The organism is Nocardia sp. CA-129566 (assembly GCF_050956075.1).
Taxonomy (GTDB): domain Bacteria; phylum Actinomycetota; class Actinomycetes; order Mycobacteriales; family Mycobacteriaceae; genus Nocardia.
Window position 1 is genome coordinate 7,612,797 of the sequence record NZ_CP192085.1, and the last position, 15,524, is coordinate 7,628,320.

A 15,524-nucleotide genomic window follows, 5' to 3' on the forward strand; every position below is an offset into this window, starting at 1 on the left:
GTTCTGCCCATTTGCCGCTAACCGTCCACGAGTGAGCCCAAATCGAAGAAGCCTGACGCTCGGGCACCGTATGAAATCAACGGCGCCTGGCTATTCAGCCGGCGCTGTACCGAATGCCTGCGCTCCGGCCTGTACTCGCCACGGTTCGAGCATCGCGCGCTGCTGGTTGGCCCGTGCGATCAGATGGTCGAAATTCACTTCCCGCAACCGCTCACCCAGCCCGGCGGGTCCGCGCAAGGTGGTCCACCCGTTGAACGTCCACGCGGGATAGTGCACGCCCGGGGCGATCTCCAGTTCCTTGTCTGTGCTGGCGATCTCCCATTCGCGCAATGTGCGGCCGTCCGCGAGTGTGGACGCCTTCCCGCGATCGAAGTCCCGCAGCACAGTCGAGGGATCGAAACCGTTGCGTCGCGGGGCGACCATGGACCCGAGCCGGAAGGTCGGCCCCTCCACCCCGCCGCCATGCGAAACACCGTGCGCGCCACCCTGCTCGGCCCGAGCCGGGGACCCGACCGCCTAGCGGCGCTCAACGCCGAACCCGCCGGACCCGCGGCCGCGCCCCCACCAAGAACCGACGACGAGTCGACATCACTGCTCTCCGGACGGCGCGCAGCCGGGTCGATCCACCTTCTTCACGGGGAAGTGAGGCAGCTAACTCTGAAGTTCAATTACCCGGATATCTTCTTGATCCTTCTGACTGCACAGAAGCGACGGACAGCTGACGGTATCAATATATCAACGCCTGTTAGGATGTTGATATGAGCATCGAGCCAGTCGATTCATGCGATCTGTTGTGCCTGGACCTGCCGCACGCCGAACGGATCCGCGCGAGCCTGCCGCAGCCGGTGCAGATCGAACCGGCCGCACAGGCGGCGCGGGCGCTCGGAGATCCGACCCGGTTGACCATCGCCACCGCCCTGCACACCGGCGATGCGCTGTGCGTGTGCGATCTGGCCTGGGTCGTCGGCCAGGCACAGAACCTGGTGTCGCATCACCTGCGCCAACTCAAAACCGCCGGACTGGTCAGCTCGCGCAGGCAAGGACGGCTGGTCATGTACAGCCTGACCGAGCGCGGCCGCGATCTCGTCGCCGCCGTCGCACTGCTGTCCTCGGCGACCGCGGCGGAGGCGGACCATGTCTGAGGCCTGCTGCGCAACCGAATCCACCACGGCGGCAACCGAACCCGAGCACGGCCCGGAGCAGCTGTGGCAGGTTCGTGAGCTGCGTTTCGCGGCGGCGGCCGCAGTCCTGCTCGGTGCGAGCTGGCTATTCGGTCCGGCCGACGCCGAACGCGTCGCCTCGATCTCGGCATTGCTCGCCGCGCTTACCGGGGCGATGACCTTCGCGCCCACCGCGATTCGCAATCTGCGGCACCGCCGCATCGGGGTCGGCACCTTGATGACGATCGCGGCGATCGGCGCGATCGCGCTGGGCCAGTTCACCGAGGCCGCGATGCTCGGCATCCTGTTCTCCATCGCCGAAGGGCTCGAGCACTACGCGATCACCCGCACCCGCCGCGGCCTGCGCGCACTGCTGGCATTGGTACCAGCGACCGTCTCCGTCCTGCGTAACGGACGCGAAACCGATATAACGCCGGACGAATTGGCCATCGGCGAGGTAATGATCCTGCGCCCGGGTACGCGCGCCGCGACCGACGGAATCATCCGATCGGGACGGACCAGCCTCGACCTGTCGGCCATCACCGGCGAGTCGGTACCGGTGGAAGCCGGACCCGGCGCTATCGTGCACGCGGGTGCCATCAATGGTGGCGGCGCGATCGAGGTCACCGCGACCACACCCGCCGCGGACAGCTCACTGGCCCGCATCGTGCACCTCGTCGAACAAGCCCAGGAACGCAAGGGCGCCGGGCAGCGGCTGGCCGACCGTATCGCCCGCCCGCTGGTACCCGCGATCATGGTGCTCGCCGTCGCGGTCGCCGGACTCGGCGCACTGTTCGGCGACCCGCTGCTGTGGCTCGAACGCGCCCTCGTCGTGCTGGTCGCCGCTTCTCCCTGCGCGCTGGCCATCGCCATCCCGCTCACCGTCGTCGCCGCCATCGGCGCCGCCAGCCGCCAAGGCGCACTCGTCAAGGGCGGAGCCGCGGTCGAGGAACTCGGGCGAATCCGCATGGTCGCCCTCGACAAGACCGGGACGCTCACCCGCAACACGCCGCAGGTCACCGCCGTGGTCACCCGCGCGGGGATGACCGAAGCCGATGCGCTGGCCGCCGCAGCGGCCGTCGAGGCCCGCAGCGAACATCCACTCGCCCGAGCCATTCTCACCGCTGCGGGCACGAATATTGCTGCCGCCGAGGATGTTTCCGCTGTCGCAGGCCACGGGTTGGTCGGCATGATCGGGGCTACGCGGGTGCGGCTCGGCAAGCCCGGATGGATCGACGCCGACGCATTCACCGACGATGTCTCCCGCCTGCAGGCCGATGGCGCCACCGTCGTGCTGCTCGAGCAGGACGAGACGGTGACCGCCGCGATCGCGGTGCGCGACGAACTCCGCTGCGAGGCAACCGAATCCGTGCGACTGCTGCGCGATCTCGGCATCGATGTCGCGATGCTCACCGGCGACAACCGCCGCACGGCCGAATCCCTCGCCGCCGCGGCCGGAATCACCACCGTGCACGCCGAACTGCTTCCCGAGGACAAGGCCAGGCTGGTCACCGAACTCGGCCACCGGCACCGCGTCGCCATGGTCGGCGACGGCATCAACGATGCCCCCGCACTGGCCACCGCCGATATCGGAATCGCCATGGGCGCCATGGGAACCGACATCGCCATCGAAACCGCCGACGTCGCCCTCATGGGCGAAGACCTGCGCCACCTACCGCAACTACTCGCGCACGCCCGCCGCGCACGCCGCATCATGCTGCAGAACATCGCACTGTCACTGACCATCATCAGCGTGCTCATCCCCCTCGCCGCCACCGGCGTACTCGGCCTGGCCACCGTGGTTTTCGTACACGAATTCGCCGAAGTCCTCGTCATCGGCAACGCCATCCGCGCCGCCCGCACCCGCCCACTACCCGGCCTCACAACCACAACGATCGCACCGAACGCACCCCTACACCCCCACATCGCACCCGCCGAATCGACTGCGGGCGACGCCTGCTGCGCACCGGTATCCGCGGCGAAACCATCCACCCCAGCGGATCTCCCGGCAGTGCCCATCACCCTCGATGCCCCCACCAGCACCGACTGCGATTGCTGCGCAACAACCACAACACCCCTGATGCTCGAAAAGCCGCAGACCCCAACACTTCCCATCATCGAACTGCGACCGAACCGGCACTGACCGCCGGGCTTGCGCAGGCACGCGGCCGATCCGCGCATCGCACACGTCTACTACCCGGGGTTGGCGTCGTTCGCCGGTCACGCCCTGGCAGAAAAGCAGATGCACGGCTTCGGCGGCATCCTGACCATCGAGGTCGCCGCCGACGCCGAGACCACCATCGGCGTCGCCGACCGGCTGCGGTTGTTCTCCCTGGCCCCGAGCCTGGGGGGCGCGGAGAGCCTGGCCACCCAGCCGGTGACCACCACCCACCACGGCCTCGACGCTGCCGAACGCGCCCGCCGCGGCATCACAGATTCGATGATCCGACTCTCGATAGGGCTCGAGGACACCGACGACTTGATCGCCGACCTCACTCGCTCGCGGCACCGATGAGCACTCCCGCGTCACTCGTGGGGCCGCGTGAGGTGGCCGATCGCGTCCAGTAGAGCGCGCACGGCGCTGTCGATATCGGCGGCGGAGCTGAAGCGTCCCAGCGACAACCGCAACGCACCGAGCGCACGATCGGTGTCGATACCCATCGCGGTCAAAACTGGTGAGGGACTGTGGATTCCGGAGTGGCACGCCAATCCCGTGGACGCGGCGATGCCTGGCGCGGCGGCCAACAGATCGTGCCCGCGGATGCCGTCGATGCTGACGTTGAGGGTGTTGGGCAGCCGATGCTCGGGGGCGCCGTTGAGGTGGACTCGGCCGGGTAGCGCCTCGGCTAGCCTCTGGTGGAGCTGATCACGCAGCCGTGCCAGACGCTGTCCCGCGCCTGCGGCGAGGTCGGCGGCAGCCAGCTCGGCGGCGGCACCGAACCCGGCGGCGAGCGCGACGTTTTCGGTGCCCGCACGCAGGCCGTGTTCTTGGCCGCCGCCGTAGATCACGGGTTCGAGGTCGATGCCGTCGCGGATGTAGAGCGCGCCGATTCCTTTGGGCGCGTACATCTTGTGCCCGACCACGGTGAGCAGGTCCACGCCGAGCGCGTTGACGTCGAGGTCGATCTTGCCCACGGCTTGTGCGGCATCGCAGTGCAACAGCCCGCCGTAGCGGTGGGTGAGCTCGGCAAGTTCCTGGATCGGTTGCAGCACACCGGTTTCATTGTTGGCGGCCATCACCGACACCAGCGTCGGTTGCGCGTCGAGCGCGGCGGCCAGGCGAGCCGGATCTACTCGACCGTCAGGTTCGACAGGTAACACGGTGACCCACAGCCCGTGCAATCGCGCCAAGGCCTGGCAGGTCTGCAGCACGGCGGGATGTTCGGTGGCCTGGGTGATCAGGTGTGTGCGGGGCCGGTCGGCGGCCAGCGCGGCGCCCCGCAGTGCCAGGAGGTTGGCTTCGGAACCGGAACCGGTGAACACGATCTCCTCGGCCTGCGCACCGATGAGGTCGGCGAGCTGGGTGCGGGCCTGCGCGAGTGCGGCGGCCGGGCGTGCACCGTAGACGTGGCTGCTGGACGGGTTGCCGAACGACTCGGTCAGGTAGGGCAGCATCGCGGTGACGACACGGGGGTCGACCGGGGTGGTGGCGTTGTAGTCCAGGTAAACCGGCTCGCTCACCTGCGGCCGATCGGTTCGACTCACGCCGTGTCCGCGGCATCGACGGGCAGCTCGGCCAGCCGCCATTCGAGCATCCCGTCGTGCAGGCGGATCCCGCGACGGCCCTGGTCGTTGAGCAACCGCACCGCGTCGTAGGCCAGCACACAGTATTCGCCGCGGCAGTAGACCACGATCTCGGCGTCGACGGGCAGCTCACCGATCCGCTCGGCCAACTGCTCGACCGGGATACACACCGCGCCGGGGATATGCCCGGCCTGGTATTCGTGCACCGGCCGGACGTCGACGACGACGATATCGCCGCTCTCGGCGCGGGCGAGCAGTTCCGCGCGGGTCATCGCCTGCCCACCGCCGGAGCCGAGGTAGGTATCGAGAGCGGGCGAGACCGCGGGCTGATGAGCTCGAGCGACCTTGCGCAGCAACGCGAACAACTGCGCCACGTCCGGTCCGGCGAGCCGGTAGTGGATGCGCACTCCGTCGCGGCGGGTGGCGACGAAACCGGCCTGCTTGAGCGTCTGCAGGTGCGCTGAGGCGGTGGTCAGGTTCAAGCCGGCCGCGGCTGCGAGTGCTTCCACGGTCCGCTCCCCCTGGGCCAGCAGATCCAGCAGTTCCAGGCGCTTACCGCTCGCGAGCGCTTTACCGCTGGCCGCGAACGCGTCGTAGAGGGCTGCTTTCGCGGCCGTCTTGACCTCGCTCATCCTTGCTCCATTCATCCTTGGAATAGGGTATCCCGCTCGGCGGCCAGGTCAGCGCCGTGAGCCATGTCGCCTACGTGGCCGCTGATACCGACGGTGTCCGATCGAGGGTTGCTCGTCCGCGGACCTTGGAATATTCTACTACCAATCTTCCATGGTTTATTGGAATAAGGACTGGTGCTTCGGCAATGACACAGGAGTTCTGTATGCCGTCCGATTTCGTGCTCGTTCCCGTCATCGACGAGGGGCTGGGCAATTCGACCTATCTACTCGACCTCGGCGACGGCCGGGCGATGGTCCTGGATCCCGAGCGAGATGTGCGCCAAGTGCGCACCGAAGCCCGCCGCCGCGGCCTGCGCATCGCCTACGCGGTCGAAACCCATATGCACGCGGACTTCATCTCCGGGGTCCGCGAACTCGCCGAGTCCGACGGCGCGACCGTGCTGGCTCCCGAAGTCGGCGCACGCGGATTCGAAGTGACCGGCATGAGCGACGGAGACACCGTCGCGCTGGGACCGTTCACACTGCAGGCACTGGCCACACCGGGACACTCCCCTGAGCACCTGTCCTACCTGCTGCACGAAGACGCTCAGCTGCTGGGTGTGTTCACCGGCGGATCGTTGATGGTCGGCACCGCCGGACGCACCGACCTGGTCAGCCCCGACCAAACCGTTCCGCTGGCACGGGCGCAATACCACTCGCTGCAGCGGCTGATGGAACTGCCCGACGACACCCCGGTATGGCCCACTCACGGCGCGGGCTCGTTCTGCTCCTCGGCCGTTGGCACTGAGCGGGTGAGCACCATCGGCAAGGAACGGGCCACCAACCCGCTGCTGCAGGTCGACGGGGAGGACGCATTCGTCGACGCACTGCTCGGCTCCTTGGGATCCTTCCCCGACTACTTCCTGCGGCTAGGCGAGGTCAACCACAAGGGCCCCGCCGTCCTCGGTGCCACCCTCGCGCTCCCCGCGCTGACATCCGCGGCAGTTGGGGACCTGCTCGCCGACGGCGCCCAGGTGGTCGACGCGCGGCAGCCCGCCGCCTTCGCCGCCGGGCACATCCCCGGAGCACTGTCGATCACCCTGCGGCCGGTATTCGCCACCTGGCTGGGCTGGCTGACCGACCCGAACCGGCCACTGGTCATCGTCCGCGCCGACGACCAGAACGCCACCGACATCGCTTGGGAAGCAGCGAAAGTCGGATTCGACACCGTGGCAGGGGAACTGCGCGGTGGCATGGCGGCCTGGACCGGGCCGGTCGAGGCCGGCACGGTGGAACTACTCGACGCCGAGCGACTCGCCACCGACGCGCCGGTGACTGTGCTCGACATCCGACAGGCCGGTGAATTCGCCGCCGGGCACGCACTAGGCGCGCGCAACATCGAACTCGGTGCACTCGCTCAGAACCTGCTCGAGCTGCCGGACGGGCCGGTGGCGGTGATGTGCGGGCACGGTGAACGCGCGATGAGCGCCGCGAGCATCCTCGAAGCCGCCGGCCGCACCGACGTGCGGGTACTGGCCGGACATCCCGCCGATTACACCCGCGCGCTCGGCAAGCAATGGCAGGCCGAATCATGAAAGTACTGCGCCCGAGCCCGCCCGCGCCGGTCTTGGGACTGCGGGAGAACGCGGCCCAGTTCACCCTGCTGGTCACGATCAACGCGCTCGTCGGCGGCATGGTCGGCCAGCAGCAGACCGTACTGCCGCTGCTGGCCGAATCCGACTTCGGCCTCACCGGCTACACCTTCATCTTCACCTACGTCGCCGCCTTCGGGATCACCAAGGCGATCGCCAACTACTTCGCTGGCACCTTCTCCGACCGCTACGGCCGCAAACCCGTCCTGCTCGCGGGCTGGCTATTCGCGCTGCCCGTCCCGCTGATGCTCATCGCCGCACCGAACTGGTGGTGGGTCGTAGCAGCCAACGTGCTGCTGGGCATCAACCAAGGCTTGACCTGGTCGACCACCGTAGTAATGAAGATCGACCTCGTCGGACCCACCCGCCGCGGCCTGGCAATGGGATTGAACGAGGCCGCAGGCTACGGCGCCGTAGCGGTCAGTTCCCTGCTCGCGGGCTACCTCGCCGAGCACTACGGACTACGCCCGGCCCCGTTCCTGCTCGGCCTGGCCTACGCGGCGCTGGCGCTGCTGCTGTCCGGGGCCTTCGTACGCGAGACCCGCGATCACGCCCACCTCGAAGCCACCCGGCACACACCCCGCGCCGACGGTTTACACGACCACCTACACGCCGACCTGACCGACCGGCAGATCGCCATCCAGACCAGCCTCAAAGAACCCGCCCTGGCCTCGGCCAGCCACGCCGGGCTGGTCAACAACCTGAACTTCGGCTTGTCGTGGGGATTGTTCCCGCTGCTGTTCGCCACCGCCGACCTCCCGGTCGGCCAGATCGGACTGCTGTTCGCCCTATACCCGGGCGTATGGGGCGCGGGACAGTTGATCACCGGCGGCCTGTCCGACCGCATCGGGCGCAAACACCTGATCACCGGGGGCATGACGATCCAGGCCGCCGCACTCGCGGTGATCGCCTACTCCAGCGGATTCGCCGGATGGGCCATCGGCACCATCGCACTCGGCATCGGCACGGCCATGGTCTATCCGACACTGCTGGCAGTGATCGGCGATGTCGCGCATCCGTTGTGGCGCGGCCGCGCGGTCGGCGTCTACCGAGTCTGGCGCGACCTCGGCTACGCCGTGGGCGCGATCCTCGGCGGCATCGTCGCCGACCTCATGGGCCTGCACGCCGCGGTGTGGGTGGCCGCAGCCGTCAGTGCCGCCGCCGCCCTGCTGGTCGCGGTCCGAATGTATGAAACCCACCACCCGCAATCCCTACCGGCCCCGGCGCAGCCCCGCGATATCGACTGCGCCTGACCCCGCCAGGTCGGGCACGTCGAACCACATGGGCTGTCTGACCCGCTGCCCCACCGGGCAAACGCCCATCCGCACATCCGACACAGCATCTCCAGCACGGACAGGCGTCCATGAGGTCCAGCTCGTCGGTGCTACTCCGCCGATCGGCGGCACGATCACCCGCCACCTGCCGCTACAGAGATCGCACGAAACCCGTTGAACAGCATCGTCTTCGGAGACACCGAGCAGTTCCCGGCCGGCGTTGGCGCGGGTGAAGCCAGCGGGTGTCGGCGACCTCGACACGGTGCACGATGCAGCCGCGCCACCTCATCGAGGATCGGGCGTCAGGCATTGCGGGGGTAGCGGGAACCAGCGCAGCGCTTCGAAGTGCGATGGGAGGCTGGTGGGACCATCCGGGACCGTCTCGGGGCGGGCCTCGAGAAGGGTGCGGGCTTCGTGTAAGTGTTCGGCCAACGCGGCCTCGTCGAGGGTCTCGTGGTCGGTCGGGTAGTGCAGAGTGCCGGCACTGTCGTAGAAGAGATCTGTCAGGCGCAACGGGGGCTGGTGTGTCCCCCCACGGTGGCGCCACAGGCCGGTGTCCGGGCTGAAGGTGTAGTCGGTGAGGAGACGGTGGCCGAATGAGGCCAGTAACTCCACGGCCTCGATCAGATAGTCGCGCACGGTGTCGGAAATGAAGTAGTTGAAGTTGATCCGTGTCCAGCCGGGTTTGATGCCCTCGCAACCCAAAGCGATTTCGTCGCGGTAGGCGCGCGAATTCTGCGGATCAATGGCCAGGAGCCGATGCCCGTACGGGCCTGCGCAGGAGCAGCCGCCGCGAGCTTGGATGCCGAACAAGTCGTTGAGCAGGGCTACGACATAGTTGTGGTGCAGGTAGCGATCCCCGCCTGACCGGACTCGGAAGGACACGATGGACAGTCGTCGGGCATGAGGGTGGCCCAGGATTTCGATGTTCGGGTGATCGCGCCACCGGGCAAAGGCATGACGCCACAGCCGTTGTTCTCGTTGCTCGATGAGGTCGGTCCCGACGGCGTCTTTGAGCGCGAAGACCAGCCCGGCCCGGATCGACTCGATGATCGCCGGGGTTCCGCCCTCTTCCCGGGCAACAGGATCATCGAGGTATCGGTGACCGATTGGGTCCACGAATGCCACCGTGCCCCCTCCCGGCACGGTGGGCACGGCGTTGCGCACCAACTCACGACGGACCACGAGGACGCCAGGCGTCTGGGGCCCGCCGACGAACTTGTGCGGAGAGAGAAAGATCGCATCCTTATGGTCGCCACGACCAGGAGCGCTCTCCCGCACCCGGATCGGAACATAGGGACCGGCAGCAGCGAAGTCCCAGAAGGACAACGCGCCGTGCTCATGAAGCAGGGTGGCGATCCGATCGGTGTCCGATAAGACGCCGGTGACGTTGGAGGCGGCAGAGAAGCTACCGATACGCAGAGGTCGGTCCGCGTAGTGGATCAGCCGGTGCGCGAGTTGTCGCTGGTCGATGTGACCGCCAGCGTCTTCGTCGATCACCACCAGGTCGGCGATGGACTCCCGCCATGGCAACTCGTTGGAGTGGTGTTCGTAGGGGCCGATGAACACCACCGGCCGCTGCGAATCGGGGACCCGCCCACGGGCGGTCAGCCCGGACGGTACGCGGAGCTCGAGAATGCCAACCAATTTGTTCACCGCCGCCGTTGCCCCGGACCCGCAAAAGATCACCAGGTCATTCTCGGTGCCGCCAACCGCGTCGTGAATGATCTGGCGTGCGTCCTGCCGCAGCAGTGAGGTCTGCAATCCGGTACCGGAGCTTTCGGTGTGGGTGTTGGCGTATCGCGGTAACACTTGCCTGCGGATGAAGTCCTCGAGAAAATCTAGCGACCGCCCTGAAGCGGTGTAGTCGGCGTAGGTGATCCGGCGCCGGCCATAGGGTCCGTCCAAGACCTCGCCTTCACCGATAACCCCTTGCCGAACCCGCTCGAGCAAGGCCGAGGTGGGGACCGACGCCGCCCGAACATCCGCACTCCCGGTCACCGTATCCATGCAGTCCCTCCTTCCACCGCGGCTAGCCAGCACCCCGGATACAGCCAGCGTGCCCCTGGGCCATGCGCCGCGCCAGGGCCATTGGTCTGTTAGAAGTGGCGAGCCGGGGAAGCGGCCCAGCGCCGGGAAGGCTCCCGACGGATTCGCCGCCCTAACGATCTCATCGAGGGCCCTGGGCGCCCTCAAATGCGGGCCGCTACCGCCCGCCGCTCGAGGAGATCCACCACCAACTGGGTAGGTACCTCTCAGCCGTGGAGGTAACCGACCCCTCATTCGTCATGGTCATAGCTGTGCCACTGCCATGGGTCGTCCTGAAACTTCCAATGCCCACCGGCCGCGCCCACACAGACCGCCGGGATACCGCTGGGAAGAATCCCGCCGTCCAGACAACACCCGCCCGCTCGTGCCCTCGGCAGATTCAGGGAGATCACCGATGTACAAGTCCACCACGAGGTGTTGACTCGATGCTGAGCTCGTGGAAGCAGCACAGGGAAGGCACAACCGCGATGGCCACAAACAAACAGTTGGACCGATGGCACCGATACTGGGACAAGAAATCCCGCTCCTACGACCGCGAAATGGGATTCTGGGACCGACACCTGTTCGGCGACTCCCGCACCTGGGCGTGCGGACAAGCAACCGGACAGGTCCTCGAAGTCGCCGTCGGCACCGGACTGAACCTGCCCGCCTACCCCGACGACATCACCCTGACCGGCCTGGACATCAGCGAACCGATGCTCGACATCGCTCGCCACCGCGCCGCCGACCTCGACCGCAAAGCCACCCTGCAACAAGGTGACGCCCACGCCCTGCCCTTCGACGCCGCCGAATTCGACACCGTCATTTGCACATTCGGATTGTGCGCCATCCCCGACATCGACGCCGCCATCGCCGAAATGATCCGGGTGCTGCGCCCCGAAGGAAAACTCATCCTCGTCGACCACATCCCCAGCTCCAACCGCATCGTCCGCGGCATCCAGCGCCTCCTCGAAACCGTCACCGCCCCACTGGCCGCCGAACACTTCATGCGCCGCCCCCTCGACAAGATCCGCGCCACCGGACTCGAGATCGAACGCGTCGAACGGTTCAACCTCGGCATCGTCGAGCGCCTCACCGCCCGCAAGCACTGACACCCCGCCCAATACGCGGGCTCGGTTCACGTCGACATCTGCGAGCTCGGGGCGCGGCTTCCTCGCCCGCCCATGCGGTGGCGGTTGTAGACGCGGGCGGCGAGGCAGGAGCCGTGGTAGTTGATCGCGTGGAATGCGGTGGTGGCGGCGTTGAGCAGGCGAGCGAAGGTGCGGCTGGCCGAGTCGGGTAGCCGGTCGAACATTCGCGCGAGGATGAGTAGGCGTTGGGCGATCATGTAGCCGAAGACCATGTGAAACAGCAGTTGCTCGTTGGTCCAGCGGGTTTCGGTGGTGGGCTTGTCCCATTCGTCGTCGCGGACGGTGTGCAGCAGGTGGTGGAAGTCCTGGCGGACGCGTTCGAGGTCGGCGGATATTGCGGCGCGGTCGACGTTCGATGCGGTCATGGGCGCCTCGATGTGATGTGTGCAGACCATCGCTTTTGCCAGCACGATCATTGTCGCACCGGTGTTATCGGATGGCGGGGCTTCGGCGTTCGATGAGGGTGACGTCGCGCCAGTGTCCGTGGTGGCGGCCGATGCGTTCACGGGTGCCGATGGTGCGGAATCCGGCTTTGGTGTGGATGGCGAGGCTGGCGGTGTTTTCGGGGAAGATGCCGGATTGGACGGTCCAGATGCCTGCGGCTTCGGTGGAGGTGAGGATTTCGGTGAGTAGCGCGAGGCCGACGCCTCGGCTGCGGGCGTCGGGGTGGACGTAGACGGAGTGTTCGACGACTCCGGCGTAGGCGCAGCGGTCGGAGACGGGAACCACTGCGGCCCAGCCGAGTACACGGTCGTTGGTGTCGAGAGCGACGAGTCGGTGGTCGGGTAGTTTGCTGTTGTCGAACACTTCCCAGGTGGGTGCGGTGGTTTCGAAGGTGGCGTTGCCTTCGTCGATGCCGAGTTGGTAGATGGTGAGTACTTCCTCGGCGTGTTCGGGTCGCATCGGTGTGATGCGTACTCCGGTGGTGGTCATGCGGGCGACGGTATGCCGAGTTCGTCGAGTAGGCCACGGATGCGGGTTTCGATCTGGTCGCGGATGGGGCGGACCGCGTCGATGTCTTGTCCGGCGGGGTCGTCGAGTTTCCAGTCCAGATACCGGGTTCCGGGGAAGAACGGGCAGGCATCGCCGCAGCCCATGGTGATCACCACGTCGGATGCCTGTACGGCGTCGGCGGTGAGGATCTTCGGTGTTTCGGTGGAGATGTCGATGCCGATTTCCCGCATCGCTTGTACGGCAACGGGATTCACCTGCTCGGCGGGCTGGGAGCCTGCGGAGCGGACCTCGACCCGGTCGCCTGCGAGGTGGGTGAGGTAGGCGGCGGCCATTTGGGAGCGTCCGGCGTTGTGGAGGCACACGAACAGCACACTGGGCTTGGAATCCTCGGAAACCATAGGTGGTGCGGGCCTTTCAGGTTCCTGGGCGTGGTGGACGACAACGTCGTCGGCGACGGCCGACAGGTCGGGGTATAGAACGCCGATCAATGCCAGGCCGAGTGCGCCGCCGAGGAGTTGGGCGGCGAGGAAGCCGGGCACCGAGGCCGGGGCGATTCCGGCGAAGGTATCGGACCAGACGCGGCCGAAGGTGACGGCCGGGTTGGCGAAGGAGGTGGAGCTGGTGAACCAGTAGGCGGCCCCGATATAGGCACCGACCGCCGCCGCAGACAATGCAGCACGGCCACTGCGGGCCAAGGCGAAGACGACCGCGACGAGTCCGGCGGTCGCGACGACCTCCCCGACCAGATGACCTGTGGTGATGCGGTCGTGGCGAGAGATCTGGATCGGGTCCAGGTCGAACATGACGTTCGCCAGCACCGCGCCCACACCTGCACCGATCACCTGCGCGAGGACATACGCCGCGAGATCGATACCGGACAGGCCGCCAATGGTGCGACGGCCCAGCCACCAATCCGCGAGCGACACCACCGGGTTGAAATGCGCCCCCGAGACCGGCCCGAACACCAGGATCAATATTCCGAGACCGAACACGGTTGCGGTCGAGTTCTCCAGCAACTGCAAGCCGACATCGTGGGCGGATAGCTGCTGGGCGGCGATCCCGGAGCCGACCACCACACATACCAGCGCCGCCGTGCCGACGAATTCGGCCAGCACCCGCCGCGCCAGCGTGCTCACCGCGACCCCGCATCGGCAGGAGCCGTGATGTCCAATAGTTGTGAAAGCTGGTGCAACGCTGTGGGTTCGACCCGGTAGTACACCCACGAACCGCGCCGCTCACTCGATAGGAGCCCGGCCTCGCGCAGCACCTTCAAATGGTGGGAGATGGTGGGCTGGGTGACGTCGAACCCCGCCGACACGTCACACACGCACGCTTCCTGACCGGCGTGGCTGGCCACCGCGCTCAACAACCGCAACCGCACCGGATCCGACAATGCCTTGAACACCGCGGCCATCTCCACGGCCGCCTCGGCTGACAACGGCTTGCCCACCAGGGGCGTGACCTCACACGACGGCGAGGTCACGCTCGTCAACGGCAACTCCGACTTAGACACGCACCGATATTGATGTACATCTAATCCAGAAGGCAAACGAACACCCGGTGAACAACCCGCAACCGGATGCTCAGCCGCAGCAGCCAGCGCCCGAAGCGACGGCTTCCTTCTTCGCCGTCGCGCTGCAGCACGCATCTTCGGCGGCGGCGTCTTCGGCGGTGCCGCAGCACACCTCAACGGCCTCGGCGTCGGCGAGTTCGGGTGCGGTGCCGAAGGTTTCGCTATCAGCCAGCACCGTGTACACCTCCCACCGCTCGGCGTTCGGGCCGGTCACCCACACCTTGTCCTGGGTGGCGAAACAACACGTGGTCGCGATCTGCTCCTCGGTGAACATGCCCGCCTCCGACAGGCGGGCGATCTCGGCGTGCACCTGCTCGGAGGACTCGACCTCCACGCCGAGGTGATTCACACTGCCGCCTTGACCGGGGTTCTCGATCAACACCAGCTTCAACGGTGGCTCGGCGATCGCGAAATTGGCGTAGCCCGGCTTCAGTTTGGCGGGTTCGGCCTGGAACAGGGCCGAGTAGAACCGCACCGCTTGGTCGAGATCATCGACATTGAGAGCGAGCTGGACACGGGACATGACTACCTCCAGTTGTGAGACATATGTCGAAAAGCTAACGATGTCGAGTCTGCCACCTTTTCGACATATGTCAATAAACTCGGTAGAGTTGATGTCATGCCCAAGGCGCTACCTGTGATCGACATGTCCGCACCGGTGTGCTGCGCTCCCGTCGCTGCCGCCCCGATCGAGGAGGCCGCCGCGCTCGAAGTGGCGTTGCGGCTCAAAGCGATCGCCGACCCGGTCCGCGTGCAGTTGATGTCACTGCTGCTGACCAGCCCTAACGGCGAAGAGAACGGTGGCGATCTCGCCACCCGTGTCGGGTTGTCGGAATCCACGGTCAGCCACCACCTCGGCCAGCTGCGCAAGGCCGGACTGGTCGAATCCGAACGACGAGGAATGAACATCTTCCACCGCGCGCGCCGTGACGCACTCGCCGCGCTGTGTCTGGTCCTGGATCCGAACTGCTGCACCTGAGACCGGCGACGGGGACTTGCCGATGCTCAGGCCTTGGAGGCGTGCAGTCTGGAATGGGTCTGTACAGCATCAAATCCGGATTCCCTCATCGCGAAGAGCAGCCCGGCCCGAGCCGTCTCCGATAGTGCTATTGGCCTCGCATACGGGCGAGCGAGGAGCAAACTGTGGTAGTTACTGGTGGACAGAACCGATCCCGCGGCACAGATTGAGGCTGGACTATGAGTTCGTTTGTGCAGCAGTCGATGTCGAGGACCTGCTGTGAGGCGGTCGACGGCCTCGCACGTGAACATGCACGGCATCCGGGCGTCCGGTTCGCCCCGGGAACCCGCAGCGTCCGTTCCGGCCTTGTTGGCCAGCGGCGGACTGCTGAGCAGCGGTGCGCCGACCATTGCGTGGCG

General features: G+C 66.7%; 16 protein-coding genes and 1 pseudogene. 7 read left to right on the forward strand and 10 right to left on the reverse strand.

Features of this window, described 5'->3' with window-relative positions:
* Nucleotides 1–90 precede the first annotated feature (90 nt).
* Nucleotides 91–453, reverse strand: coding sequence for a hypothetical protein (locus tag ACQP0C_RS33720; RefSeq protein WP_063045241.1), 363 nt, complete (start codon nucleotides 451–453; stop codon nucleotides 91–93).
* Between the two features lie 305 nt (nucleotides 454–758).
* Here ACQP0C_RS33720 and ACQP0C_RS33725 point away from each other — a divergent pair, with 305 nt between their 5' ends.
* Genes ACQP0C_RS33725 through ACQP0C_RS33735 form a run of 3 tightly spaced genes read left to right on the forward strand, consistent with a single transcriptional unit; the run spans nucleotide 759 to nucleotide 3,675 of the window.
* Entirely contained in the window at nucleotides 759–1,142 is a 384-nt protein-coding gene (locus ACQP0C_RS33725; RefSeq protein ID WP_063045240.1) for an ArsR/SmtB family transcription factor, read from the forward strand.
* Entirely contained in the window at nucleotides 1,135–3,303 is a 2,169-nt protein-coding gene (locus tag ACQP0C_RS33730) for a heavy metal translocating P-type ATPase (protein WP_433726621.1), read from the forward strand. Before ACQP0C_RS33725 ends, ACQP0C_RS33730 begins: the two co-directional genes overlap by 8 nt.
* A 9-nt stretch (nucleotides 3,304–3,312) precedes the next feature.
* Nucleotides 3,313–3,675, forward strand: coding sequence for a PLP-dependent transferase (locus ACQP0C_RS33735; protein WP_433726623.1), 363 nt, complete (start codon nucleotides 3,313–3,315; stop codon nucleotides 3,673–3,675).
* A gap of 11 nt (nucleotides 3,676–3,686) precedes the next feature.
* Here the strand turns inward: ACQP0C_RS33735 and ACQP0C_RS33740 are convergent, their stop codons facing one another.
* The gene (locus ACQP0C_RS33740) at nucleotides 3,687–4,865 is read right to left on the reverse strand and encodes a cysteine desulfurase family protein (protein ID WP_433726625.1); all 1,179 of its coding nucleotides are present in this window, start codon (nucleotides 4,863–4,865) and stop codon (nucleotides 3,687–3,689) included.
* Complete coding sequence (locus ACQP0C_RS33745; RefSeq protein ID WP_433726627.1) at nucleotides 4,862–5,536, reverse strand: ArsR/SmtB family transcription factor; 675 nt, start codon at nucleotides 5,534–5,536, stop codon at nucleotides 4,862–4,864. The genes ACQP0C_RS33740 and ACQP0C_RS33745 overlap by 4 nt, the downstream gene beginning before the upstream one ends.
* A 203-nt stretch (nucleotides 5,537–5,739) precedes the next feature.
* Between ACQP0C_RS33745 and ACQP0C_RS33750 the strand changes: the two genes are divergently transcribed.
* Together ACQP0C_RS33750 and ACQP0C_RS33755 are read left to right on the forward strand one after the other, a co-directional pair.
* A complete protein-coding gene (locus ACQP0C_RS33750; protein WP_433726629.1) occupies nucleotides 5,740–7,110 on the forward strand; it encodes an MBL fold metallo-hydrolase in 1,371 nt (456 codons plus the stop codon).
* Nucleotides 7,107–8,420: an MFS transporter gene (locus ACQP0C_RS33755; protein WP_433726631.1), complete on the forward strand. Its 1,314-nt coding sequence runs from the start codon at nucleotides 7,107–7,109 to the stop codon at nucleotides 8,418–8,420. The genes ACQP0C_RS33750 and ACQP0C_RS33755 overlap by 4 nt, the downstream gene beginning before the upstream one ends.
* Before the next feature lie 306 nt (nucleotides 8,421–8,726).
* Here the strand turns inward: ACQP0C_RS33755 and ACQP0C_RS33760 are convergent, their stop codons facing one another.
* A complete protein-coding gene (locus tag ACQP0C_RS33760; RefSeq protein WP_433726633.1) occupies nucleotides 8,727–10,451 on the reverse strand; it encodes an aminotransferase class V-fold PLP-dependent enzyme in 1,725 nt (574 codons plus the stop codon).
* Nucleotides 10,452–10,957: 506 nt separating this feature from the next.
* Here ACQP0C_RS33760 and ACQP0C_RS33765 point away from each other — a divergent pair.
* On the forward strand, nucleotides 10,958–11,581 hold the full coding sequence (locus tag ACQP0C_RS33765) for a class I SAM-dependent methyltransferase (protein WP_433726635.1): 624 nt from the start codon (nucleotides 10,958–10,960) through the stop codon (nucleotides 11,579–11,581).
* Nucleotides 11,582–11,607: 26 nt separating this feature from the next.
* Here ACQP0C_RS33765 and ACQP0C_RS33770 read toward each other — a convergent pair whose 3' ends face one another.
* From ACQP0C_RS33770 to ACQP0C_RS33795, 6 genes and pseudogenes are all read right to left on the reverse strand, one after another.
* On the reverse strand, nucleotides 11,608–11,985 hold the full coding sequence (locus ACQP0C_RS33770; RefSeq protein WP_157124677.1) for a hypothetical protein: 378 nt from the start codon (nucleotides 11,983–11,985) through the stop codon (nucleotides 11,608–11,610).
* A 64-nt stretch (nucleotides 11,986–12,049) separates the two neighbouring features.
* A complete protein-coding gene (locus tag ACQP0C_RS33775) occupies nucleotides 12,050–12,553 on the reverse strand; it encodes a GNAT family N-acetyltransferase (RefSeq protein ID WP_063045232.1) in 504 nt (167 codons plus the stop codon).
* Nucleotides 12,550–12,972, reverse strand: a complete 423-nt coding sequence (locus ACQP0C_RS33780) for an arsenate reductase ArsC (RefSeq protein ID WP_218024974.1) — start codon at nucleotides 12,970–12,972, stop codon at nucleotides 12,550–12,552. Before ACQP0C_RS33780 ends, ACQP0C_RS33775 begins: the two co-directional genes overlap by 4 nt.
* 243 nt (nucleotides 12,973–13,215) lie before the next feature.
* Nucleotides 13,216–13,797: pseudogene (locus ACQP0C_RS33785) on the reverse strand (aquaporin); the annotation flags it as partial.
* Nucleotides 13,707–14,087 (reverse strand): ArsR/SmtB family transcription factor, encoded by a 381-nt coding sequence (locus ACQP0C_RS33790; protein ID WP_433726638.1) that lies wholly within the window; start codon nucleotides 14,085–14,087, stop codon nucleotides 13,707–13,709. The pseudogene ACQP0C_RS33785 and the gene ACQP0C_RS33790, both read right to left, overlap by 91 nt.
* 70 nt (nucleotides 14,088–14,157) lie before the next feature.
* Nucleotides 14,158–14,670 (reverse strand): ArsI/CadI family heavy metal resistance metalloenzyme, encoded by a 513-nt coding sequence (locus ACQP0C_RS33795; RefSeq protein WP_063045226.1) that lies wholly within the window; start codon nucleotides 14,668–14,670, stop codon nucleotides 14,158–14,160.
* Nucleotides 14,671–14,766: 96 nt separating this feature from the next.
* Here ACQP0C_RS33795 and ACQP0C_RS33800 point away from each other — a divergent pair, with 96 nt between their 5' ends.
* A complete protein-coding gene (locus ACQP0C_RS33800) occupies nucleotides 14,767–15,126 on the forward strand; it encodes an Rv2640c family ArsR-like transcriptional regulator (RefSeq protein ID WP_063045224.1) in 360 nt (119 codons plus the stop codon).
* Nucleotides 15,127–15,524: the final 398 nt, after the last annotated feature.